This is a genomic window from Brevibacillus sp. JB24b (assembly GCF_051713385.1).
Classification (GTDB): Bacteria; Bacillota; Bacilli; order Brevibacillales; family Brevibacillaceae; genus Brevibacillus_B; species Brevibacillus_B laterosporus.
Map to the genome: position 1 here is coordinate 4281422 of NZ_JBNVQV010000001.1, position 26179 is coordinate 4307600.

The 26179-nt window shown below is 40.2% G+C and carries 17 protein-coding genes and 1 pseudogene; 5 read left to right on the forward strand and 13 right to left on the reverse strand.

The features are described from left to right. Window positions 1-87: 87 nt before the first annotated feature. Window positions 88-7716, reverse strand: a complete 7629-nt coding sequence (locus ACQV1I_RS19985) for a non-ribosomal peptide synthetase (RefSeq protein WP_116334233.1) — start codon at window positions 7714-7716, stop codon at window positions 88-90. Window positions 7717-8224: 508 nt separating this feature from the next. Between ACQV1I_RS19985 and ACQV1I_RS19990 the strand changes: the two genes are divergently transcribed. Next, the gene (locus ACQV1I_RS19990; RefSeq protein ID WP_116334234.1) at window positions 8225-8722 is read left to right on the forward strand and encodes a chemotaxis protein CheW; all 498 of its coding nucleotides are present in this window, start codon (window positions 8225-8227) and stop codon (window positions 8720-8722) included. A gap of 237 nt (window positions 8723-8959) precedes the next feature. Here ACQV1I_RS19990 and ACQV1I_RS19995 read toward each other — a convergent pair whose 3' ends face one another. From ACQV1I_RS19995 to ACQV1I_RS20030, 8 genes are all read right to left on the reverse strand, one after another. Next, entirely contained in the window at window positions 8960-9640 is a 681-nt protein-coding gene (locus ACQV1I_RS19995; protein WP_018673149.1) for a hypothetical protein, read from the reverse strand. Between the two features lie 127 nt (window positions 9641-9767). Further along, window positions 9768-10355 carry an RNA 2',3'-cyclic phosphodiesterase gene (thpR, locus tag ACQV1I_RS20000; RefSeq protein WP_116334235.1) on the reverse strand — a complete coding sequence of 196 codons (588 nt, stop codon included), beginning with the start codon at window positions 10353-10355 and terminating at the stop codon, window positions 9768-9770. Window positions 10356-10431: 76 nt separating this feature from the next. Beyond that, complete coding sequence (locus ACQV1I_RS20005; RefSeq protein WP_094701126.1) at window positions 10432-10920, reverse strand: hypothetical protein; 489 nt, start codon at window positions 10918-10920, stop codon at window positions 10432-10434. A 91-nt stretch (window positions 10921-11011) separates the two neighbouring features. Further along, window positions 11012-12040, reverse strand: coding sequence for a hypothetical protein (locus ACQV1I_RS20010; RefSeq protein WP_094701125.1), 1029 nt, complete (start codon window positions 12038-12040; stop codon window positions 11012-11014). A gap of 19 nt (window positions 12041-12059) precedes the next feature. Then, complete coding sequence (surE, locus tag ACQV1I_RS20015) at window positions 12060-12842, reverse strand: 5'/3'-nucleotidase SurE (RefSeq protein ID WP_094701124.1); 783 nt, start codon at window positions 12840-12842, stop codon at window positions 12060-12062. Between the two features lie 193 nt (window positions 12843-13035). After that, entirely contained in the window at window positions 13036-13821 is a 786-nt protein-coding gene (locus ACQV1I_RS20020) for a class I SAM-dependent methyltransferase (RefSeq protein WP_116334236.1), read from the reverse strand. A gap of 26 nt (window positions 13822-13847) precedes the next feature. After that, a complete protein-coding gene (locus tag ACQV1I_RS20025) occupies window positions 13848-15005 on the reverse strand; it encodes a S8 family peptidase (RefSeq protein ID WP_116334237.1) in 1158 nt (385 codons plus the stop codon). Between the two features lie 61 nt (window positions 15006-15066). After that, a complete protein-coding gene (locus tag ACQV1I_RS20030; RefSeq protein ID WP_116334238.1) occupies window positions 15067-16407 on the reverse strand; it encodes a hemolysin family protein in 1341 nt (446 codons plus the stop codon). Between the two features lie 146 nt (window positions 16408-16553). On the opposite strand from ACQV1I_RS20030, the gene ACQV1I_RS20035 reads away from it, so the two are divergent. From ACQV1I_RS20035 to ACQV1I_RS20045, 3 genes are all read left to right on the forward strand, one after another. Then, window positions 16554-18242 carry a DNA repair helicase XPB gene (locus ACQV1I_RS20035; RefSeq protein ID WP_116334239.1) on the forward strand — a complete coding sequence of 563 codons (1689 nt, stop codon included), beginning with the start codon at window positions 16554-16556 and terminating at the stop codon, window positions 18240-18242. Between the two features lie 237 nt (window positions 18243-18479). Further along, window positions 18480-19043: an RNA polymerase sigma factor gene (locus ACQV1I_RS20040; RefSeq protein ID WP_094701119.1), complete on the forward strand. Its 564-nt coding sequence runs from the start codon at window positions 18480-18482 to the stop codon at window positions 19041-19043. Next, a complete protein-coding gene (locus ACQV1I_RS20045) occupies window positions 19030-20562 on the forward strand; it encodes a hypothetical protein (RefSeq protein WP_116334240.1) in 1533 nt (510 codons plus the stop codon). Before ACQV1I_RS20040 ends, ACQV1I_RS20045 begins: the two co-directional genes overlap by 14 nt. A gap of 96 nt (window positions 20563-20658) precedes the next feature. Here the strand turns inward: ACQV1I_RS20045 and ACQV1I_RS20050 are convergent. From ACQV1I_RS20050 to ACQV1I_RS20060, 3 genes and pseudogenes are all read right to left on the reverse strand, one after another. Beyond that, a pseudogene (locus ACQV1I_RS20050) lies at window positions 20659-21676 on the reverse strand (IS3 family transposase). A gap of 133 nt (window positions 21677-21809) precedes the next feature. Beyond that, window positions 21810-22790, reverse strand: a complete 981-nt coding sequence (locus tag ACQV1I_RS20055) for an ABC transporter permease (protein ID WP_094701117.1) — start codon at window positions 22788-22790, stop codon at window positions 21810-21812. After that, window positions 22783-23730 (reverse strand): ABC transporter ATP-binding protein, encoded by a 948-nt coding sequence (locus tag ACQV1I_RS20060; RefSeq protein ID WP_116334241.1) that lies wholly within the window; start codon window positions 23728-23730, stop codon window positions 22783-22785. Before ACQV1I_RS20060 ends, ACQV1I_RS20055 begins: the two co-directional genes overlap by 8 nt. A 186-nt stretch (window positions 23731-23916) precedes the next feature. Between ACQV1I_RS20060 and ACQV1I_RS20065 the strand changes: the two genes are divergently transcribed. Next, the gene (locus tag ACQV1I_RS20065) at window positions 23917-24729 is read left to right on the forward strand and encodes a GDSL-type esterase/lipase family protein (RefSeq protein ID WP_116334242.1); all 813 of its coding nucleotides are present in this window, start codon (window positions 23917-23919) and stop codon (window positions 24727-24729) included. Between the two features lie 83 nt (window positions 24730-24812). Here the strand turns inward: ACQV1I_RS20065 and ACQV1I_RS20070 are convergent, their stop codons facing one another. Further along, window positions 24813-26036 carry an MDR family MFS transporter gene (locus ACQV1I_RS20070; RefSeq protein WP_116334243.1) on the reverse strand — a complete coding sequence of 408 codons (1224 nt, stop codon included), beginning with the start codon at window positions 26034-26036 and terminating at the stop codon, window positions 24813-24815. Window positions 26037-26179: the final 143 nt, after the last annotated feature.

Below are 26179 nucleotides of genomic sequence, written 5' to 3' on the forward strand. Positions count from 1 at the left end.
ATAAGCCTTTAGCGTGTAGACAAAGCACCTGAGTACAAAAGGTCTACACGCTTTTTATTGGCTGTAAAAAGATACTATACTACTTTTCTACTTTAAGACAGTCTCTTGTATTGTAGGAAAAAAGTTTACCTCTATAGCATATTCGATCATACCTCTAATAAGTTGCTCCGTCGGTTTAGGACAAACAACGGAGGTTCTTTGTAAAAATTCCTGTGTAAGCGTACAATCAGGTATTGAAATAGACATTCCTTCACTAGCTTCTAAGGAAGGCAAGATCAGCTCTAATGCCTGCTGTTGCTCGTCTGACAGGTCTCCCTGATAAAGAGTCTGAATATACTCTTCCGCTTGAATGAGAGAAATCGGATATCCAGCTTGTTGCACGTTACGGATAAAATCCTCCCAAGGGATTTGGTCCGGATTACAAATGTGGAGGGTTTCACCAATTGTCTCTCGCTGACACGCAAGCTGTACGATAGCCTTGCTTCCATAATCAATAGGCGTTATATCCATGTAACCAGGTATTGAAGGTGCAACTCGTAATAGGAAGAGGGCTTTTAATAAGCGATAAAATGCATTTTCATGAATATTATATTGAAACTTACCCGTCACAGAATGTCCAACCAAATTACCTACTCGGTAAATGGTAGCATCCAATCCCTCTTCAATAGCTTGCCTTACACTTTTCTCGGATAAAAACTTACTTTCGACATAGACATTTTCTATCTCTTGACCACGGTCAAAATCTGTTTCATAAAACAAAAATTCTTCTGGATCATGGATAGAGTGTCCAACCACGCTTAATGTGGAGATATAATGGAAGCGCGCTTTCAACTTCTTCGATAATTGTATAAGCTCATTCGTAGAAACAAGATTTACTTTATGGAAATGCTCACGATCTCCATAATGTCTTACCTCTCCCCCACAGTGGATAACCGAATCAATTTTCCCTACCAGATGATCCCATGTCAAAGAATCTACACCTAGGCTCTTGCTGCTTAAGTCACCTTCTACTGTGAAAACTCTACCCTTCATCTGCGAAAGAATTCCTTGCCCAAAATAGAAGACCATTTTTTCAGCTAGTTTTCTATCAATTGAAGCATCGCCCGTTTTACGTACGAGACAGTAGATGGAAATGGAAGGTATTTCAAGCAATTCCTTCAGAATATACGCACCTAAGAAACCAGTAGCACCAGTAAGAAAAACTCCTTTCGGTATATTCACAGTAATGCTAGACACTGATCTTTCTCTTTTCTTTTTCTGTATATGATTTGTTACAGGCTTGGTAGCTATCTGAGATTGTTGCTCAACGATTTGTGCACTTTCCTCTGTCTTTTCTTCTAAATATTGAGCAAGTTTGGCTACTGTACGGAATTTGAAAAAATCCTGAATCCTAATCATAGGATATTTTGGCTTCAGTTGTACAAGAACAGGCATGATTTTCAAGGAGTGTCCACCTAACTCAAAAAAATCATCATCTAGTCCAACAGGCTTCACATCCAACACTTGTTCCCAAATTTGCGCAATTTCTATTTGCATCTCCGTCTCAGGCATAGTAAAGGTTCTTTCTTTCGTTACTAAATGTGGAGAGTTCTGCATCAAGCTTTTTCGATCGATTTTACCATTCGGCGTTAACGGAAGCTCCTCGAGATGAATGTAATGCCTAGGTAGCATATATTCTGGAAGCGTTCCAGATAAGTAGGAGTTTAACTCGTTTACTTCGATTTCTTGTTTTCCATTCGTAGTGTAATAGGAGACAAGAACTTTCCCAGTTGCTGAATCTACTGCTAAAACAACAGATTGCTGAATCAATGGATGTTGTAAAAGGGTCTCTTCTATTTCACCCAGTTCTACACGGAAACCTCTTATTTTAATCTGATCATCTCTTCTACCTACGAATTCAATATTGCCGTCTGGTAACCATCTTGCTAAATCACCTGTTCGATACAGTCTGTCTGCAAACTCATGAGAGAACGGATTGGAAATAAATACTTCTTCATTTTTCTGCTCTTGATTCCAATATCCTGGCGAAAGTCCGACACTCTCGATATAAATCTCACCAATTGCACCAATTGGGCATGGAGTTTTTTGAGAATGAAGGATATGAATCTTGGTATTGGCAAGAGGCTTTCCAATCGGAATATTTTTTTGCTCAGGTTCAATCCGATTAATTGGATAAAAAGTTGCAGAAACAGTAGCCTCAGTCGGTCCATACTCGTTGATAATCAACGTCTGCTGACCAAATCTGTTTTGCCATGCTCGCACAGATTCAGCTGGTAAGGCTTCTCCTCCAACCATCATCATACGTAACGTTTTGATCATTTCTGCTTCCGTATTACTCAAGATAGTAATTACATTATGGAAAAATACAATTGGTAAATCCGTGATTGTAGCCTGCACCTTTTGAACTGCATGAGCATATGCACTGACAGAATATCTCTCATCTTCAGATAAGATGTGTAATCTAGCTCCATGTAACAAAGCTGAAAATATCTCAGAAACAGAAGTGTCAAAGCTAAAGGAAGCAAACTGAACAAAAGTATCCTCGCTGTTTACCTGAAATTGGTCCTTCCTCCACTGAATCAGATTAAGAACTCCACGATGGCGTAGTAATGTACCTTTTGGTTTCCCTGTTGAGCCAGATGTATAAATGACATAGGCTAAATCCTCTGAAGTATTCAAGGTTTCCACATGATTTGTTTGTTCAAGCTTATACACATCTTCCATTCGTACGATGACACCTGTATAACGTGATAAGCCTTTCATTTGAGCATCTCTTGTAATCATGTATGAAGTTTTGCTGTCTTCTAAGATATATTCAATTCGATCCTTGGGATAACCCGTATCAATCGGAACATAAGCTCCTCCTGCTTTTAAAATACCTAGCATAGCAATTATGCTCTCGATGCTTCTATCGAGTAATATGGCTACTTTCTCTTGCGGTCTCATTCCTTTAAGACGTAAATAATGAGCAACCTGATTAGAAGCTTGGTCTACCTCTTCATAAGTAAGGGAATGCTCTCCCATTGAAATTGCTACTTTACTAGGATACTTGCTTGCCTGTTCATAAAACCGTTCTTGAATGGTTTGATCGGAAGGAAACGCTGCTTGTGTACGATTTACTTCCTGATACAGCTGTTTTTCCTCATCTGTCAATAAATCTAGCAAATGTGGTGCAGACAGACGCTGGTTGATGAACGCTTCCAAGATTTTTTCCAAGCTACGAGCAAATCGAGAGATGGTGGCTTGTGTAAATAAATCTTTGTTATATTCAAACGTAAGATGTAACTGCTGATTTTTCTCATTTACGGCTAGGGAAAGATCAAATTTACTTGTATGGATATCGCATGGAAGCACTTCTAATTGATAGTCACCCTGCTCTAGGTTCAGATTATTTTCAAAGGTAAACATGGTTGAAAAGATAGGTGTTTGATTTTCAGCCCGATCAGGATTTATCAGCTCTATTAAACTATCAAACGGATAAGCTTGATGATGATAAGCCGCTAAGGTGGTCTCCTTTACCTTTTGGATAAGCTGTTGCAAGGTATCCATGCATTGACTATCCATCCGAATAGCTAATGTATTTACAAAAAAACCTTGTATATGTTCCAAGGATTCATGTATTCGCCCAGCGATAGGGGTCCCCACAATGATATCTTCTTGTCCAGAGAAATGGCTTAGAAGTTTAAAATAAGCTGCCAATAATAGCATATTCATCGTAACGCTTTCTTCTTTTCCTACTTCCTTTAACTGCTGGGTGAGCTTTTTAGTAAGTGGGAAATCAATGGTCTCGCCCTCAAAGGTTTGTTCTTTAGGTCGAATGAAATCCATAGGTAATTCTAGGACTGGTAAAGGTCCTTTTAGCTGTTCAAGCCAATATGACTCTTCAACCTTCCAATAGCCCTCCTTGAGCTTTTGGTCTTGCCATTCTGCATAATCAATATACCGATGGTCAATAGGTTGTAAGGTTGGTTGATTCCCTTGCTCATAGGCATGATATACCTCCATGCATTCTTGCAGGAGTAGCTGTAGACTCCATTCATCCGTGATAAGATGATGAAAATTTAAATATAGATGGCTCAACTCATCCGTAAGCGAATATAACGAGATTTTAAACAAAGGTCCATTAGACAAGTCAAATGGCTCTTTTACATCATTTCGTATCTCTGTTTCAATCAAAGCGATCTGCTCTGCTTCACACAAATGAGATACATCCTTATGATAAAATGCTAACTCGCCAGTATTGTGTATAATCTGTCTAGGTTCACCTTGGAATTCCACAAATGTAGTACGCAGAATTTCATGTCGATCAGTCAGCATTTCTAGAGCTTGTCTGAACAGATCGGGATCAAGGCCTGGTCTGATTTTCACCTGTATCGGAACATGATAAACGCCAGCGCTATTATTCCATTTTTCTAAAAACCATAGCCTTTTCTGGGCATTTGATAATGTATAATGCTCTTGTTCAATTACGTGTGGTAATAAATCCTTATCAGTGTTTATTTGATGAGCAGTATTTGTAGTAGCTTGCTCGTCGATGAATATAGCCAAACGTTCAACCGTACGATACCGGAATAAATCCTTAAGCTCGATTTTGGCTTTCAGCTGTTTATATACCTGATTGATTACCTTAATAGCTATTAATGAATGACCTCCTAGTGCAAAAAAATCATCATTAATGCTGATTTTTGCTTCTTCTATCAAAAGCACTTTTGCCCAAATTTTTACTACAGCTCTTTCTGTAGACGTATTGGGTGATATATATGTCTTATTCTCCGTTGCTAAAAGTGATCTAGCTTGTTGAGCTAATGACTTCCGATCCACTTTTCCACTAGGTGAGAGAGGCATTGATGAAAGAGAATAGAAATGCTCCGGTACCATATAAACGGGCAGCCTTTGATTCAGGTAGGTTACTAATTCATCCGTTGATGCCTCTTCAACAGAATCAGCAGTGATATAAAAAGCTACTAATCTAGTACGATCATGATCGTCCTTATCAACAACAATAGCAGAATCCTTAACCTTGGGATGTTGTAATAAAACCGTTTCAATCTCGTCTAGTTCTATTCGATAGCCTCTAATTTTCACCTGATGATCCATACGCCCCATAAATTCCAAGTTACCATCTTGTAAAATACGCCCTATATCCCCAGTCCGATAAAACCTTTTCTCTGGTTGGTTAGGAAGAGCAAGTGAAACAAAAGCTGCCTGTGTTTGTTCAGCTTGATTTAAATAACCTTTTGCTAATCCTACTCCCCCAATAATGATTTCTCCTGGGACATTTATTGGGCAGAGCATGCCGTGTTTATTTAAAATAAAGATCTCGCTGTTTGCTAGAGGCATTCCTATTGGGATACTCTGTTTCTCTTCTGGCAGCATTTCTTTGATATCATAGATGGTTTTACAAACAGTGGCTTCTGTAGGTCCATAGGCATTAGCTATTAGAATCTTCGTTCCTAGCTTACGTTGCCACATACGTACTGCTTCTGGTGATAATGTTTCACCGCCAATAAAAATGGCTTTAAATGAATGTAATTGCTCTAAAGTCTCCTCAGGCAATTGTGATAATTGTTTAAAGTAAATGACTGGAAGAACACAATAATTTGCTTTGACGCTTTTCACGGTCTGGATGAAATTTTCTGGAGATGTTCGATCTAGATCTGAAAGCAGGTGAAGTCTTCCTCCACATAGCAGGCTAGAGTAAATCTCCCACACCGAGGCATCAAAAATAAAGGAAGCAAATTGTAAATATACATCTTTTTCTGTTAATTTGTACTTATCCTTTAAAGAGTAAATTAAGTTTACAACTCCAGTATGGGACAATAATACACCTTTTGGATTACCAGTCGATCCTGAGGTATAGATCATGTAAGCAATATCCTCAGCAGTATGAAACGATTCAACTGAATCAACAGAAAGATCTGTAGGTATCTCTTCCCATAATAAACAGCATCCAAAATCAGTCTGAAGCTTATGCGCCCATTTCCTTCTAGTTATCAAATGAGTTGCTCCGCTATCTGTAACCATATATTGTATGCGTTCGGCAGGAAAATCTGGATCAATAGGGACATAAGCTCCACCTGCTTTTAAGATCGCTATCATGGCAACGATGGTATCAATATGACGATCCATTACTATGGCAACCCGCTCACTTTTCTTGAGATGATGTTGAAGAAGATAATGAGCTAGCTGATTCGTTCGATCCTGCAATTGTTTATAAGTAATAGCTTCCTCTCCCATAGTGATCGCTAGTCGGTCTGGAAATTGAGAAGCTTGATCATCTATAAGCTGATCCAACGTTTTCGTTGTCGGAAAATCTGAATGATTATGATTTATCTTTCCATAAATCTCATAATCCTGCTCAATAAGAAATGACAATGTATGTAAAGATGCTTCGGGATTTTGAATTAAGGACTCTAATGTATAAATATAGCGTTGTAGAAAGTCTTCAATCGTATTCGAATGATATAAGTCGGTATTAAAATCTACCTCTATCATATAATCCTTCTCTTGGCTTTTTACTACTCTCCACACGATATCAAATAGCGTCGTACGTTTGAATTGGTAAGTTACCTCCGCTTCAAGTCCTTCAAGTTCAATTGTAGGAAGACCTACCATATTAAATACAGTAGAAACTATCGGTCTATCTCCCTTTTCAGCTGAATTGGTATTTTCTATTAAATACTCACTTCGATAGTTTTGATGTTGCAATGCCTCTCTAACATTTTGGTCAACTTGCTTAAGTAATTGATCATAATTTTGAACATCAGCCAAAGAAATACGGATAGGAAGAGTATTAATATAATAACCAAAAATTTCTTCAAAGTCTTTTCTAGGTCTTAGATTTACAGGCATCCCAACTACGATATCTTCTTCCATAGTCATTTGATGTAAAAGGATAAAATAGGCCGTTAGCATAACACGATACACACTTATCTGCATGTCTTTCGAATATTTCTCCACCCTCCGCATCAGAGCAGAGTCAAGTAGACAGCTTACGTAATCTCCTTGATAAGACAAGCCTTTAGAAGGAGAAAGATCAGAAGAGAATCCCACGTAAGGAATAGAGCCTTGCATCTTATTTACCCAGTATGTGTCAGATTCATGATAAGTTAATGCTCCCATTTCGGTAGCTTGTAGGATCTTAGCATTTACTTTATCTTCTTGATTGTTATGATCAATTTCTTCCTTCCTTTTTAAGGCTGTATAGAAGGTAGCCAGTTCGCGTAGAAAGATACCTGAGCTCCATCCATCATAAATGATATGGTGGAAAACAATAAAAAATAGATATTCTTCGTTACTTATTTTAATTAAATGAGGGCGTAATAATGGTCCTTCTTCCAGCGAAAATGCTTCTATTCGTAAAAGCTCTAATGTATCCTGAATCATATTTTCTTTCTCTAACAACGGGATAGATGCAAAATCATGCGGAGTTATCGGGACGTCTACTTGAGGCAAAATCATTTTTTGGGGGATCTCTTCATCTTGGCGAACAAAGACCATACGCAAAGCTGGATGTCGTTGAACGATTCTATCTAAAGCTTCTTGCAAAAGGAAAAGAGAAACTTCCCCTTGCATCTTAATTCCAAGAGGTTCATTGCATGACGCTGGATTCATTTGGTGTGCTATCCAAAGAGATTTTTCTACGTTCGTTAGTTCAAGGGCTTGTTCATAACTTTTATCCCTTTTTTCTTGCACGAGACTCATTTTTGTCAACATTCTAGTAGTCCCTCCTAAATCAATATTGAACGATTCACTCATGATTTGTTGTTCGGGGCTTTCCAATTCATTGTTTTCAAAACAGACTACATGCTACATCTTTCTCTAGTTACTACCTCCTTTTATAAGTTGTTATAAAAATAACACTTTTAACTTTTCAATCACCTTATAATTTAATTATACATATATTGTAATTGAAAAAAATGGTATTTACTTATTTTTTATGAATTTTTATTTACATTTAAATATTTAGACAAAAATAAACTGCAAAAAAACACATTATTTTCATTTTTTTCAAACAGTTTCCTTTAACGTTTTCATGCTTGTACTAATAAAAAGATCTAGGTATTCTTTATAAATCTGAAAAAAACCTTTCCGTCCTGCACAAAAAGCTATTTATATATTGATTTGATCGGTCCCACGAACATTTAATACTAATAAATCTCAGATCGAAAAAGATGATATAATAAACATACTTTAGAAGGAAAAATAGAAAGGGGGAAGCCTCATGGAATTAAATCAAAATCAGCTAGGCCTCAACCAATCGCAGAGCGAAGTCGAGGCCCTTTCTTATATTTTATTTACCATGGGTAATGAAACGTTTGGTTTTCCGTTGGAGAATGTCTTGGAGATTGTTAAGCCTATGCCTATTACAAATGTTCCTAAATCACCTGAGTACGTAGAAGGTGTCATCAATCTGCGTGGAAATATCCTTGCTATCTTGCAAATCCGCAAAATGTTTGGACTACCATCCATTGAGCTTACGGAGGAGAGCCGCTTTATCGTTCTTAAGATAGACGGATTTGAAGCAGGTATTGTTGTGGATGGCGTATCAGAAGTAGCCAAAATTGCGCCTTCTTCCATAAAAACGGCTCCACCAGTTGTTGCAGGATTAGATGGCTCCAATTTAGCAGGCATTGCACAAGAAGGAGAGCGTCTGCTCCTCTTACTTGATCTCCCTACTATTTTTGCCCAATGGATTCAGCCTGTTACATCAGAGGCGTAAGCGATTATCGGCGGCTCATTTGTGTATATCAAAATGAGTCGCCATAGTTGTTGAGTGACTGTAATTAAATCCTAATCAGAATAATATCTGCGACCGCTTTCCGAAACAAATGTAGGCTTTAATATGTACAAAATGAACGCAACAAAGACCTTGCCCGCATCATTGCTTGGCAAAGCCTCTGCTCCTTACTTTTTACTGGGTAGGTTATGATCTTCATATCAATTTTTTTACGCAACATCATGCCAGCCCACTATCTCTTCCACCGCTTGCTAAATACGAATAATTAACCCACATCATTTCCTCAATCCCTAAGATTTCCTTAAACAAATCCACTGAATCATACAGTAGACTACTACCCGTTTCATTATCAATTTCGACTAGAATGTTGAGGTCAAACAAAGAATGGAGTTGCTGAATCTGCTTGGGAGGCAAAAAGGAACGGAACAGCTGTGGCTTACAGCGAGATAATCCCTTCTGCACTTCCTGGCGATATATCTGTGAGGTAATAATTGTATCAATTAGTTCATCATATTCCTTGCGTAGCTCTTCTTCTTTCATATAGTCATCTGGATCTATTATACTTGGATATCTCCGCTTCATTTCCATTTCCGCCAATTCCATATCTAAAATATAGCTAATCGTAGCAGACGATACCTCGTAGCCGCCATCAAATAAACGGAACCCCCAACCACTGTCCTCCGCATCATGAAACCACAACAGAGCCACTCCGAGTTTGGATAAATCCAATAAATATTGAAGAGTTTCCGCTGTCTGTACCCACTCATCTTCCAGAAAAAACACATTCCATTCATCATTTAACCGCTTATGAAAATATGGTTGTTTTGAATCAGGTAGTTGTTTAATCAGTTTGTTTTCGTATCGTCTTGGATATAATACCCCGGTAGTAAACTCACTCATTTTGAATTTCCACCGCTTTCTCAGCATCTGACATCTCATCATGGTGATCGCATTCATTCGCGATCTTCTGTTTTACTAAGTTTATTCAGATGGTGAGCAAATTTGAACGGCAAAACGGCGTTTTTTTCTATAAGTTCGTTGTTTCGCCTAATAAACTAGTGAATAGCGGAGTATGAATAGCCCCCTCTGGTCGTAATTCCGACTGAAATAAGGTAATTCCTTCTACCCTCCAGCTAGGTTTTGGATGGGGTAAAAACCGGTGCGACCAATCGGCTAACGGGAGGGACCGCTCTTCATGTAATTTTGGCTTGCGTGCTATGGTTACATGAGGCTCATACGATCGTTTGTCAAACTGTATGTTTTGATGACGGTCTAAGCGTTTCCCCAAAAGGAGATGCATCTGTTGCAAAGACTCTATATTCCCTTGCAGTCCCAACCACAATACTCGTGGCTTTCCTGCTTGAGGGAACGAACCAAAATGATCAATGGACAAAGAAAAGGGACGGATAATTGAACTAACAATCTGGATATCCTTCGTAAGCTCTGGAATTTTTTGTTCATCAACATCCCCCAGAAAATGCAAGGTTAAATGTAAGTTATGTAAAGGCTGCCATCGATCGGCACTAAGCTCCTGCTTCACCTGTAGCTGGGCAGCTTCAATATAAGAAATTACATCGGTCGGAACATGTAAGGCTATAAATAGGCGTTTTACCAATAGATATTCAGTCCTTTCTCATCCCCATCAGTAAAAAAGAGGACCCTCTCATAGAGCGTCCTTTTTCCAGCCACACTTAGGCAGCCGTATTTCGTCCCGTTATCATGCCCAATACATAGCGAATATATGCAGCTACAATATCATGTTGCGGTTGATATTCGAAATGAACCGCTAAATCCATCTGCTTCGTTTGCTCCGTCGAAGCAACATTCCAGTGAACTTCTGCTTCGTACGAAAAATATTCGTTGATTCTTTGTTTAATAGTTTCTGCATCCCTGGGTGAGTTGTAAGTAAATGAAAACCTCATGATCAGTGGAATATCTTGGTTATTGTCACGATTCATCCCGTATCTACCTGGTTTGCTTTTTAGCGTAATGACACCTGCCAAATCCCAAAGAGTAAAGTCAGCACAAAAGGTGTTTGCAAACGCCTCTCCCTGCATAGAAAGTCGTACTCCTCCTTCCGTGCGAAGAGACAATGATTGAGCAACCTGCTCTACCTCTTTTTGTAGACCTTGAAAGGATTGAGAAATAAGTGCGATACTGCCTTGTTGGGAAGAATTCACTACCTACACCCCCATCACTTTTTATCTATACTCCTTTTCGCATTTTGGCATGTCTAATCCTTTGTTGAAACATGTCTAGTTTTCTGTATGTTTAGACAAATGGATTTACGCTTTTCTTGTCCATATGAGAAAAAAGTCGAGCAAGCTTGCTTTGCATCTCATCATTTAATTCCAAGTGGTAAAAACATCCCGCTTTTCGTTGAAAAATCGGAAACGCTCCTTCCTTTATTGGAGATATTCCTCGAATGTTTTGAAAAGCCGTAAACCGACGAAATAATTCCAAAAACGGATCATCCTGCTGAGTCGGATACATGTTACGTAGTGAAGGGCTTGTATAGATCGAGAACCTTTGCTCATCCCCAAAGACCCAGACAAGAAGATCCGCTTCTCGAATACGACTGATTGGATGTCTATTTAGCATGTGTAGTGCTTGATACAAGCTCTCCATTAAGACATGCTCCGCTTTATCCTGATGCTTTTGCACATGGATTTGATAGAGAAAATCATATGCTTCTCCAGGTTGTAACAAGAGATCATCTGGTAATTCCAGCGCAGATTTAGAGACTATCTCATTCTTGCCTGCTTGTTCATCTGAGCCTGCTAACACAATCGGCATGTGAGTACGCTCTTCCAACTCCTGTAGCATTTGAGTAACACCCGATCTTTCATTAGAGGCAAGGGTAAGTATTTCCGTGAAGATGTGAACTAGCATGCCTTGTTCCCTTGCTAAAAAAAACAGCTCCAGATTGGGCTGCTCTAACAATGCATGAAGCCAAGTGCGTTCAGCAGGTACATGTGGAATAAACGAAAGAGGGAAACCAAGTGGGGCACTTTTCTCATATTTTGTCCATACGATCAGAAGCAATTGCTCCTCATACGTACGAAACTCGACCGTACTAAGTCCCTCCACGGCTTGACTAAAAGCATCAATATCTTCAAATACCAGGTAAATCTCAGCTACACCTTGGTCATTTAATCGTCCGAAACAGGGATAGCCTTCATCGTTCACGATTTGGTACAAGAAAGCGTAAGCATCTGTAGAGAGAACCTCCCCTGATGTATGAGCATCAGGAGACGGTCCAGGGAAAGAAAGTAAGGGTTGCATTTGCATTTCCGCCATTTGTTACTCTCCCCTTAGGTTATTTTTTTAAGAGTGGCCACTCTTTCATTTTCTCCAGTAACTTTCGATCAGTGGAATCGATATGAATAGGTGTAACAGTCGTATATCCTTTTTTTAACAACTGAAAATCCTCCTCCGTACCTTGGTTTTCCAATTGATCAGGATACTCCCTTCCCAGAAAATAACCCGATTCTGATGGACTGTACACGTCGTGATAAAAATCAAACGCTAGAACAGCTGGGATTATTCCTTTAACTTGGCTTTGGGGCAAATCAGGAACATTTACATTCCAGAACACTTTCTGTGGCATTTGTTTTTGTTTGGTTTGTTCCATAAATTGTTTTAGCAGGGGTTCAATAATATTTCCTACTTCACCAAAACTTGCTGGATTATGATAATTATCATAGGACAAAGCAACAGCTGGTATGCCTAGAATTACAGCTTCTCGAGCTGCACTACATGTACCTGAATAGTAAACATCTTTTCCTAAATTAGCACCTACGTTAATTCCGGATAACACAAGGTCTGGACGCTCTTGATCTTTAAATAGCAGGTAATATGCCGCCTTAACACAATCAGCAGGATTTCCATTTACGCTCCAGGCCTTTACTGGTAAACCATAAAAATCATGCGGTGCAGGCGCTAATGCTTCACGAAATGTAACACCGTGACCCACTCCGCTTCTCTCTTCGCTCGGAGCAACCACATAAATTTCAAGGTCCTGTAAAGGAAGAAGGGCTTCCGCAAGGGTTCGTATACCTAACGCTTCGATGCCATCGTCGTTTGTAAGTAGAATACGCATGATACCAATCTCCTTTATCCATCTGATCTTGTAATTGTATCAAATCGATTGGAAAGTTTCACCTCTCCTCCCTGCTCCATTCAGATAAAAAGCCGAAAAAACCGAGAAAGCAAGCCCCCTCGTATGATGCCTTACTATCATAGGAGTTATGCTGTGTTCCCCGGTTATCTATTTGAATTGATCATTCAGTTAGTTACTCTCGAACACTTGCAACTATGGCAAGAGCCGGACCGTTAGGATAGCTCGGATCATCAAAGCTAATTGCGTCTATTTGGAATCCAACATGCTGCAGACCTGCAAGTAAATCCTGTCTACTCAACCAATTGCTAAAGGGGAGTGTTCCACCAATAAACAGGTTACTATCCAGTGCTTGCAAATAATTATGTTGATATAACGTGTGGGCAAAGCCATACTCTGAAGCTGATTGGCTCCCGCTAAATCGCAGACGATAATCAACCGAGTGCTGTAGGATATTTTCATCAAAATAATGCGTCCATAAGTACATTTGCTTGCATCGTTCCTTTAGCAATCCCAGTACCATAATCGGATTGACCATATGATATAAGACACCAGAGGCGAAACAAACATCAAAAGTTTGATCTGTCTGTTTTAAAAATTCTACAAAATCCCCACATAGATAGCGTGCACGTTGCAGATTAGTTACTTCTTTTGTTACCAAACAACGCAAAAAGCACTTGGTATTTGCTTCAATTCCCAGAATACTAGCGGCATCCGCCTTTTTTTCCAGCAGATAGCTATGTGCCCCCTCCATCGGGCCTAATTCCAGTACCGATTTACCTGCTACTCCTCCCAACTTATCAATCGCCCAGATGGCACGATCATCTTCAAATAAGGGGGCAAAGCCCCCATCAACCTGATATTCTGCTGGAAAGATGCTAATCCATTCATCTTTAAAAATAGAAGTTGCTGTTTGATAAGAAGGAGCTGTTTTTACATAATAATCAAGCGCATAATGCATTCACTTTGTCATCCCTTCGTTGCATGTCAGCGTCTTTTAAATAAAGAAAGAAGGTTGAATCTGTTTCGACGGTTATGTGCAGGGTTATTCTCTTCGATATTTTTTCGATCCTTTTCATGTTTCTTTTCAGATTTCTTTTCATGTTTCTTTTCATGTTTCTTTACATGATTTTTTTCATGATTTTTTTCAATCGCTTCTTCCTGTATATTTGTTCGTTTATTTCTACGATTATTCGCCTGTTTATTAAAACGATTCGTGGCTCTACTACGCTGTTGTGCTAGACGTAGTGCATATAATCCCGAAATATGAGCAGCTGCCATAGAAGTACCATCCAACGTACGATACTCTTTATTGAGCCAGGTCGATTTAATGCCAACACCAGGGGCAACTGTGTTCAATCCTCTGCCTCTTGCGCTAAATTCAGCCAATTTTGCCTGTTGATTGATCGCCCCTACCGCAATTACCTCACGATAGGCAGCGGGATACTCTAATCCACCACCATTATTACCTGCGGATGCTACGAGCTTGATTCCATTCTTGGAGGCTACACGTAAAGCTTGATGGAAAGCAGGATGATCTTCACTCGTTCCAAAGCTCATGTTAATAATATCTACCTTCTGCTCGATAGCCCAATTCAGTCCAGCTATGATGTCACTGATGTTAGCTGTTCCATCCGCTCCAAACGCTTGCACATCGTACAGATCAACCTGTGGGGCAATGCCAACAATACCACGATTATTAGCTACAGCCGCTATGGTCCCTGCCACATGCGTACCGTGACCTCCCAGATTGTTCCGTCCTGCTCCACTTATCACTGATACTTTTCCCTTTACCTGTCCCTTCAAATCTGGGTGAGAATGTGAGATACCAGTATCAATGACGGCAACTTTGATTCCCTTGCCCTGTGTTACATGCCACAGGGCAGGAGCCCCCATATGCTCTACACCCCATGGAATTTCATCCTGTCTATCCTGGCTGTGTAAACGCACCTGTACTTCATTTGATACCGTATATCCTTCTTGGCCAATTAATTTTGTTAACTTTTCAAATTCATCCTGCGCTACTAATAAACAACCAACCGATGCACAATGCCTAACTGAGGGCATAATGGATTGATTTTCCGCCAATTTTTTTGCACAAATACTATAACCAAGCGTTTTGGGAAATGAAATGATCTTATACACAAAAGCCCCTCCACGAATATCATGTCTATTTGATATCCTATGCAGGGACTTACTAGGTGGCTTATGTTTCCGCGTTTTCTTTTATCAGCTTCTTAACAAAAACACGCGTAATACGCAAATGGTTCACTTCTCCAACTTCGAATTCATACTCCCCCTCTGATACTTTCATGCCTAAAGTTGGAGGATGGGTAATTTTGGTGTAAATCCAGCCAGCAATTGTATCTACTTCTGTGGTGTCTAGCTGTATATTAAGATAAGCATTCACTTCTTCAAGCAACATACGACCATCAAAAGAAACGATACTTTCCTCCTTTTGTTTAAATTGCTCGATCTCAGGACGCTCATCATCAAATTCATCCTGAATGTCTCCTACAATCTCTTCCACAATGTCTTCGAGTGTAAGTAATCCAGCTGTACCACCATATTCATCAATTAATATAGCTACTTGACTCCGTTGTTTTTGCAACATGGTTAATAATTGACTGATAGAAATGGTCTCTGGTACAGATAAAGCAGGGCGTAATAAATCGGTTAAATGACGTTCCTTCTCTATTTCCTTTAAAGCATAGGTTAAAATATCTTTGATATGCAAAATTCCAACCACATGATCTTTATCCCCATTTACCACGGGATAACGGGTAAATCTACCTGTACTCACGATATCCAAATTATCCTCAAAGCTGTCCCTAATATCGAGCACAACCATATCTGTTCGAGGTACCATGATTTCGCGGGCTGTCGTTTCCGAGAATTCAAAGATATTATCTACTAGCATCAATTCGGTGTTATCAATCAATCCACTTTTGTGGCTTTCATTGACCAAGATACGAATTTCTTCCTCTGTATGTGCCGCTTCATGCTCCGATACAGGTTCAATACCAAACAAACGTAAGATTTTGGAGGCAGCTCCATTTAACAGCTTAATAAAGGGATACATCACCTTATAAAACACTTGTATTGGACGTGCTACAAATAGAGAAATCTGTTCAGGCCGCTGTATAGCTAATGACTTAGGTGCCAACTCCCCTAACACAATATGTAAGAATGTAATAATCAAAAATCCAATCACAACGGATATCGAACTCATCCATGGCTCTGTTATCCCTGCATATGTAAAAATGGGATGCAATAAGTGCGCTATCGCTGGCTCTCCAATCCAGCCTAATCCTAAAGAAGCAAGTGTAATTCCTAATTGGGTTGCGGATAAATAAGCATCTAGTTGATGTAATAATGTATCAACTAATCTAGCCTTTACATTGCCTTCTGCTACAAGCTGAGTAATTCGAGATTCACGTATTTTTACCAGGGCGAATTCAGTTGCTACAAAGAACCCATTTAGGAAAACAAGAAACAGAACAAACAATAAATTAATGCTTGTCCCAAGAATGCTACCCGATTCCACATTCTTCCCTCCTATCTCTATAAAGGTACTTTTATTGTAACCTGAGCCCTTGATTTTGAATCAAAATAAGAGCCCTCCCCTGCTTTTCCCTTTCGTCCCCAAATATGGTACCATTGGCGTATTGATACCGCTATGAGGTGACGAACGTGTCTTTTCAACCCCATTTACCACTAATTGTACAAAGTGATCGGAGTATTTTACTAGAAGTTGAGAATCCCTTATTTGATGAAGCAAGACAAGCAATTAGTGGCTTTGCTGAGCTCATTAAAAGCCCAGAATATATACATACCTACCGTTTAACTCCACTTTCTTTGTGGAATGCAGCGGCAAGTCAGCTACAAGCAGAACAAATCCTGGATGCCCTGAGCCGTTACAGTAAATACGGACTTCCCCCTTCTGTCGCAGATGAGGTAAAAAGAGCGTTTGCGAGATATGGATTGATTCAGATGCATACATACGAGGATCAAATCGGATTAACCAGTATTGACCCTCTTATTTTGACTGAAGTCATGGGCTACCAATCTCTACAACCTTATATAGAAGAAAAACGTTCGGATAGTCTGTATATACTGAAGCCTTACTCACGTGGACTGGTAAAACAGGCTCTCATTAAGCTTGGCTATCCTGTGCAGGATTTAGCTGGCTATCAGGAGGGTGAACCGTGCCCAATGAAGCTTGTGCCTAACGATGCAAGAACTCCTTTTGCATTACGAGATTATCAACTAGCCGCCGTGGATGCCTTTTATGCCAAAGGTACTGCTTATGGTGGCAGTGGTGTTTTGTGCTTGCCCTGTGGAGCCGGAAAAACCATCATTGGGATTGGTACCATGGCACGCTTTGAGACAGCGACTCTCATCTTAACAACAAGTACGACATCTGTCCGACAATGGATCAACGAAATCACAACAAAAACCACCCTGACCGCTGACATGGTAGGCGAATATACTGGTGAACAAAAAGAGGTGCGGCCTGTTACAGTTACAACCTATCAGATGGTGACATCGAGACTGCGCGGTGGAGAAGAGTTTCCCCATATGAATTTATTTACGGATCATAATTGGGGGTTAATCATTTATGACGAAGTACACATGCTCCCTGCTCCCATTTTCAAGATGACATCGAGCATTCAAGCCAAACGCCGATTAGGTTTAACCGCTACGCTAGTACGTGAAGATGGAAAAGAAGACGAGGTCTTCTCACTGATTGGTCCCAAAAAATACGAAATGCCATGGAAAGCTTTAGAAGCTCAGGGCTGGATCGCAACAGCCCTCTGTAAAGAAGTAAGACTACCACTCCCTTCAATCTATCGTGAGTCCTATGCCTTTTCAGGCACACGTGAAAAATATCGATTAGCAGCGGAGAATCCCATTAAGGTGGACTGGGTAAAAAAACTGCTGAAGCAGCATAAAGACGATCAAATCCTAATTATTGGTCAGTACATCAAACAATTAGAATTGGTGGCTAATACACTTGGATTACCGCTTATCACAGGTAAAACACCTGAAGAAGACCGTGGTCGCTATTATGACATGTTTAAGCGTGGGGAAATCAAACAGTTAGTGATATCTAAAGTTGCCAATTTTGCTGTAGATTTGCCTGATGCCAATGTTGCAATTCAAATCTCAGGCACTTTTGGTTCAAGACAAGAAGAAGCTCAACGATTGGGTCGTATTTTGCGTCCCAAGGCAACCAACCAAGCCTATTTTTATACACTGGTGTCACGGGATACCCGTGAGCAGGAGTTTTCTAGCAAACGTCAGATGTTTCTATTAGAACAAGGATATCACTATCAAATTATTGAACCTGATGTAGATACATCAGATCTGGAAACGTAGTAAAGTAAAGCGTAAGATATGTCCCAATCCTTTCCTAGTTTTTGTAACGTTTTTTTTCCTAAAAAAATGATAGAATGGGAAAGAAACTTTGCATGCACCGGCTTTTTTACTATGACTATCCATGCTGTTTCGTCATGTAAGAGAATTGGAAATATTTATGGATAAAAATCAAAAAGATCAACTGAAACGTTTGAAAACAACGTATCGTCAGATGAAGTGAAGGGAGGCAATACTTCGATGCAAACCGACAGTGAAATTGTACAACAGGTTTTGCAAGGGGACGTCGAAGCTTTTCGTGACATTATTCAAAAATACCAGCATATGATCTATATCTTCATATATAAGATGGTAAATAACAAGGCTGACGCTGAAGACCTGACCCAAGAGGTATTTATCAAAGCCTACGAAAAGCTGAACACCTATCGAGGTGAAAGTCAACTATCTACGTGGCTCCATACTTTAGCAAGGAATCGTACCATTGACTTTCTCCGGCGCCGGAAGTTCCATGATACGGATGAACAATTGGCTTTCGTCCCTTCAGGAGTGCAGAATGAATTACCACAAGAATCGCTTTTGCGAAAAGAACAACAGAAGACCATCGCCGAAGCTTTCGAACTGCTATCTGACTCCTATAAAGAAGTTATTGTGCTTCGTTGTACGCACGAATATCCCTTTGATAAAATAGCTTCCCTACTTGGGGTAGCAGAGTCTACAGCACGAGTTCGATATTTACGAGCAAGGCAAGAATTTGCCAAAGTGTTAACGAAAATGGAAGGAGGACTCGTACATGAATTGCCATGAATTTAAGGCAAAATGGACTAACACTGTTGACGACGATATCGCTCTTTCCCATTTAGAAACCTGTGATGAATGCTTGGCTTGGCTAGAGAATGAATGGTCATCTAGCGAGGAAAACCTGTTCCTAAAAGAGATTCCACAACCTTCCATTGACCTAGAAAACAGTATTATGAATAAGATATATGCCTCTCCTCAACATCATGGAAGTTCTAGTCAATCTGAAAAAACAGAACCGGGAATCATTCCACTTGCAGCAACTGATCAAGCAAAAGTAAGTAGTAAGCCTAAAGCTAAACGCTTTAGATTCCTTTCCTATCCTGTCTTGGGAGCCGCTAGTGTACTTTTGGTCATGGGACTTGTGGGTGTTCAAGCTTTAAATGGAGGATTTACAGGTAACAGTACGGAGCAAATTCAGCCTCCACAGGTAGCTTATGCACCAACTCCTGAGGGGTCTACTTCCTATATGGCTCAGTCACCACAAATTGACACCAAGCAAGCTCCTATCGGGGGAGGATCACCTGAAACTAATGCGCAAGTATCTGATCCAAAAGCTACATCACAAGAAAAATTACTAGAAGCTCCTGCACCTAGCCTGAAAAAAGCGGAAGGAACAACAGAGAAGAAGGACACCAAGCAAGCTAAAAGTGACAAAGATACGGCGGTAGCTCAGGCAAAGAAATCGCAAGCACCTTCCGCAAACTCAGCAATTGCTATGCATGATAATAGTAAACAAGCCGTTCAACAAGACCAATACAATAAGCCAGCTTCGTCTTCTCTGCTCGCTTCACGCTCACTATCTCCGATGCAAACAGCGTCCAAAGAGCATGCGGTAACAGCTTCTAGTGCAACAGAGAAAAAAGCTGATCAAAATTCTGGTTCAGAGTCTACACTGTCCTCTGATCAATTAGAAAAATTGAATGACATGGCAATAGCGGGCCCTGAGAATCAAGGAGGCGTAACAAGCCCAAATAATTCCTTGACAGCAACTGAGACTCCCTCCGTAGACGAAAATAAGATAGAGTCAGTTGGTGGCGCAACAAGTGAAATGTTCACCCAAGAGGCAGAGAAGGAAAAAGAGAAACCTCAAACCTTCTCCAGCTTTACCTCCTTGGAAAAAGCAAAGCAATCTTCTGATATGCCACTTGCTGCTTTAGTCAAGGCAGATTATAAGCTTGCTTCTGTTGCTATTCATTATGAAGCAGAAACAAGTAAGCATGTTACTTCCCAAACCTCTGTCTATCATCATGGTGATGCTCAGATTAAGCTAGAGGTACTACGTAATGACACGCAAAAACGTACCTTGTCCATTCCAGGGACCTTTGCGGGTTCTCCGCAAATTTTCTATGTTGGTACTGATAAAGCAATCGGAGTAACTTTCGATTCTCAAGAAAAAAACACAATGCAGCATGCTGTTCACCTTATTACCACCAAGTCTTCCCAACAGCTCTATGTGATTGCAACAGCAAAAGGAATGAGCTTGCAAGATTTAATGGATATTGTAAAAACCATGAATTGGTCATAGCTTGATGGCGTTTGCCAGACCAAATAAAAGAACCCTCTAGCCAAAGGTGGGGACTGACCTCCGTTTGTAAGACAGGGATCAAAACACCTTACACGTTTAAGTAGCCAGTCGTCGGAATTCAACCGGCGACTGGTTGTTTAGTTTTGTTTGAATTCGAATTGAGTTATAGTAAGAGATATATTCTCGAACGGTCTGTTCAACGATTGCCGTCGTTGTACAGGTTAACCCTTCGAGGATGAACGTTTCCGACTTGAGGCAGGCGTGAAACGATTCAATTGGGGCATTATCAGCAGGTGTTCCCTTCCGGGACATACTCATGGTAATGCCTCTTTCCTACTGTAGGCGATGATCTCGCCGTTGTATAAGTCCATGATACTAGATAAGTACAACATTTTTCCGCCGTAAGGCAGGTAAGTAATGTCTGTGACCAGCTTCTGTAGCGGATGATTCGCCCGAAAATCCCGTTTTAAAAGATGATCCGCAACCTGTATCGGTTGTCCGATTCTCTTTCGCTTTTTTACTTTAACTCGACATTGCAATCCTTCTTCTCTCATAATTCGTTGTACTCGCTTATGATTAATTTGCATCACTCGTCGCAAAAGTGCAGTGATTTTACGGTATCCATAACGAAAGCGATGTTCCTGACACAATCTTCGGATATGGGCAACCAAAGGATTCAGAACCTGTACGCCTACTTGTTTTCTCCATCGATAGTACGTAGAGCGAGGAATTCCGAGCCACTGGCATGCTAATTGCGTAGATACTTCTCCCTTTATCTCGTTCATCCATTGAACTACTACTTCTGGTGACACCTCCTTTCCCACTCCTTGTACTTTTTTAAAACATTAAGTTGTTGTTTTAAGAACCTATTTTCTTGTTTCAATTTCTCCAACTCTGATGTAAATTCCGCTCCTTTCCCATACGTGTACTGTTTACCTACAGGCTGCTCAAAACGATGTGTCTCGCCATTTCTGTACCATCGCATCCATGTTTTAAGTTGTGTTTTGTTTTTGATACAAAGCTGATCCATCACTTCTTTCACGGGGATACCAGCCAATCTCATCTCAACAGCCTTCATCTTAATTTCCATAGGGTAACTCACTCTCGTTGCCAAAGAAAAAACACCTCCAGGTTACTTCCATATCTTACGACATGGTTGCATTCTTTCGAAGGTGTTTTGATTTGTCTCACGTTATGGAGTCAGTCCCGGTAAAGCGGTAGCTAGAGGGTTTTTGGTTATATCTTCATTATGTAACATCTTGTCTAGTAAACACTACATAGGCAATCACTAAAGAAACGACTCCCCAAATAGATAATACTCCAAGGGAAAAAGGGAGACTCATCCCTTTAATCGGTGGCAAACTTCCCGCTAGATAGGTCGTAAGCTGTAAATTTACATTAAATAAATACTTAGCTTGTTCCCACGTAGAGGCCATTTGGGTCAAAATAGCTCCACTAATGAGAGCAGCCATCATAATACCCATACCAGCCGCTGTACTTCTCACCAATACAGAGATCATCAACGATATTGTACCAACCACGACACAAACGAACCAACCTAATCCATATTGCATCAAAATATATTTCCATTGATCTAATACGAATACCTGTGAGGTTTGTAAAACTTCTCCTGTCGCCTTAAAACCTGTTAAAACAGGCATCGTCCATCCTCCATAGCCAAAGACAACCCCTGAAATAGCATACGCTAGTACCAAAGATAACAACAAGGTCAGCGAGGTGAACAATAGAAGTGTAATATATTTACTCGTAAGGATTTTCCAACGTTTGACTGGCCTTGTCAGCAACAGTTTAATTGTTCCTTCACTAAATTCTGAAGACACGAGATCAACTGCTAAAATTACAATAATCATGGGTAGAAACAGCCCAACAGACTGATCCATGAATCCACGTGCAAACGTAACTGCTCCTGGTGCTGAAGGATCGATATCATGATCCAGATAATATTGTTGTAGCTCTAATTGAGTTTTTAGAAAATCTCTCCATTCGGGGGGAATACGACTGGAAGCCAATCTATTTTGGGTATCTACAATCTTTTGTTGCAGAATGGTACGCCAGTCATCTGTACCAATTTGCGCTCTAGCCACCTCTACTGATTGATATTGCGCATATGTAAATAGCGGAATCAGAATAAGCAAAATGAGGACGACTACATAGAAGCGCTTACGTTTGACTAGCTTTAAGCTTTCATTATACACCAGATCAAGCATGCTTCCCCTCCTCATCTAGTGATTTATCTTGAGTTAGTGTAAGGAAGAGATCTTCCAATGTAACAGCCTTTTCTTCAATGCCAGTAACATGTACTCCTGCCAGGATGAGGGCACGGTTAACTTCAGCTATTTTATCCGTATCCATTCGACACTTCACTCTGCCATCTGACAACGCCATAAGTTCATATACATGTGGACTTGCCTGCATCAACTCAACAGCCTTCGGTAAATTATCATCTATAAATTTCCAATTAACCTGATCAGCGAATTGCTCCATTAATTCTTTGACTTGACCAATTGAAATAACTCGTCCCTTATTAATAATAGCTACACGGTCACACATGAGCTCAATCTCACTTAGCATATGACTGGAAATAAAGACACCGATTCTTTCTTCTAGCGCCAGACGACGTATGAATTGCCGCAATTCACGAATACCAGCCGGATCTAATCCGTTGGTAGGCTCATCTAAAATGAGTAAGCGGGGACGATGTAGCAACGCTTGTGCAATTCCCAAACGCTGACGCATACCAAGCGAATAAGTTTTTACTCGTTCATGAATCGCTCCCGTCAGCTCCACCAGTTCTACTACTTCACGAATTCTCTCAAAGCTTACCTTTTTACTCATTCGAGCAAGCATTTCTAAGTTCTCCTGCCCTGTTAGAAAGGGATACAATTCAGGATTCTCGACAATACATCCCACCTGATCAATCGCCTTCAAAAAATTGTTTTGCAAAGAGTAGCCACCAATTTTTATCTCTCCTGCATCAGGTCTGGTAAGCCCGACCAACATACGAATCGTGGTGGTTTTTCCAGCTCCATTGGGTCCAAGAAAACCAAATACCTCCCCTGCCCGCACATCAAATGTAATATCATGAATCAGTCGTTTTTTCCTAATTGATTTTTGTAAACGAGCAACAGAAAGAACTTTGTCTGCCACATGTCTCCCACCTTTCTATCTGTAAATTCGTTAACATAGGATTTCTTATTCTTTCACAAAGACTGATTCCCCATGCCTTTTCTTCCACATGAACCTCTCTGGTTTGATCACAGACCAGAATGGTACAATAGAAGTACAATGTAACAAGACATGACATGGACATGCTCTATGATAAGGAGGTTCTCTGTGCTCAGATCTAAACATCATCCGTTAACCAAATGGTTGCTGCTACTGGCTTGCTTATCCTTTTTTGCTCTATTAGTTGGCTTCTGCTTTGCTTTTACGCCAGTGCATTTAGCTGACAAAAGCACATCTGAGCTTCAGACCCCCAAACAAGACCAAACATCAGAAACTCCTCCTCCTGCTATCTTGCCCACTACAGGCACATTAAAAATGGTAGCGTTGGGTGACTCCTTAACACGTGGGCTAGGAGATTCAAGCGGATTAGGCTATATTGGGATTTTTAAACAAAGAGCTGAAAAAGAGCGTAATCAAAGCGTTCAGTTAAGCAATCTAGCCATTAGTGGCAGTGAATCAGGAGATTTAGTAAACCAACTGAAACAAACAAATGTCAAACGCCTGATTTCCGAGGCCAACCTCATATTGTTTACGATTGGGGGGAATGATTTGTTTCGCCAAAGCGGTGGTATATTTGAATTTGATCTTGAAAAACTATTGGATGCTTCAACCCAACTTACTATCAACTATGAAGCCATTGTAAAACAAATTCGATCTATAAATCCAGAAGCACCTATTTTTTACACCTCTCTCTATAATCCATTTGGCGATACAGAGTTCAAACAAGAATCAAGTACCCATGTACAGGAATGGAATAATGAAGCGGCTACCATCTCAGCACGTTATCATAACGTGTTAGTAATACCGTCCTATGACCTATTTTGGAACAAGGAGAAAGCCTATTTATACACGGACCATTTCCATCCTAATCATGCTGGATATGAACGTATAGCAAATCGAATTATGCAGGCAGTAAAATAATTCGATTTCGTATTACCCACTTACACAAAAAACTGTCGAGGACTTATGCTTCCCGACAGTTTTTTTATCTGTTACTCATTTTCCTACCGAATCATCGTCATGGGCTCACCTGTACGAGAAGTATAACAATTACGTCCCTGGGTATAAAACAGAATACTAAAAAGTGTTATACAGGCAATGATCGTAAACATAACCGTTCCATTATATACTCCGAGTAAATATCCCCCTAGCACCGGCCCTAAAAATTGCCCTAGATTATGAAAGCTTTGGGCGCCAAAATAGGTCCCGCGCATACCATCAGGTGCTAAATAATCAATGAAAACCGTGGAAGCAGGGAAGGTTAAGATCTCCCCAATGGTAAAGACACACATCGAAATCATAAACGCCCACCAATTGGATGAAATTCCGAAGCCTAACAACCCCATGGCATACATGATCGTTCCAGTTACAAGACTAAACAACGGGGTCTTTTTTTCGGCCCATCTGGATAGCGGAAGCTGAAAAGCAACCACCACTATTGCATTTAAGCTCATGAGATATGAAAATAGGATGGCTCCGTCAATGAACATTCCCTGAACGAATTGAGACAAGGTCACAGTCATTTGTGAATAGCCCACTGACACTAGGATGCCACCGACAATAAAATAGCGCAAAGCGACATCTTGACGTACTACCTTCCAAGCCGAGGCAAATGTAACCTTTTCTTTCTTTTGACCTTCAATTTGTTTGATACCAAATTTATTCAACAAATATTGTAGGCTTATGACATAGAGCAAATATATAATCGCCGTTACGATAAACGGAAGGCCCCCTCCTAATAAGGCTAAATAAGCCCCAAGCAAAGGACCTACAGAGACACCGATGTTAATGGCCAGATATCGCATGGAAAAAACTCGAAAGCGTCGCTCTGGTTCTGTTAAGTCAGCCATAAGTGCTTGCGATACAGGTTCGTAAAATGAGCGGCAAAATCCCGCCAAAATGTTAAGTAAAATAAAAAAGATTGCGCTTTTTCCGATCGCAAATCCTAAAAAAACAAGTATCCAGGTATACAAAGCCCACAGCATAATTCTCCTTCGTCCAAACAAATCAGATAACGTTCCTGCAATAAATCCGCCCACTGTAGATGCCAGAGGTCCAGCCCCAATTGTAATACCAATCATGACTGGACTCAGATCCGTTGTCTTTGATAAATGAATGGCCAAAAATGGCATGCTCATAGAACTAGCCGCTCGTACAAAAATCGTCCCGATAAGTAAGGAGTGTATTATAGGGTGAAATTCTTGCCAGTATGCTCGTAGTCTGTTCATCTCTTTACTCCCCTTTATCTATTTTTATCTTTTTCAGATAACCCAAATTGTAGAAATATTCAAATGAAAAGTCAATGACAGCTACCTATTCTTCCATATGAAAAATTTGATTAGGATTATCTAAAAATGTAATGGGGATAAAC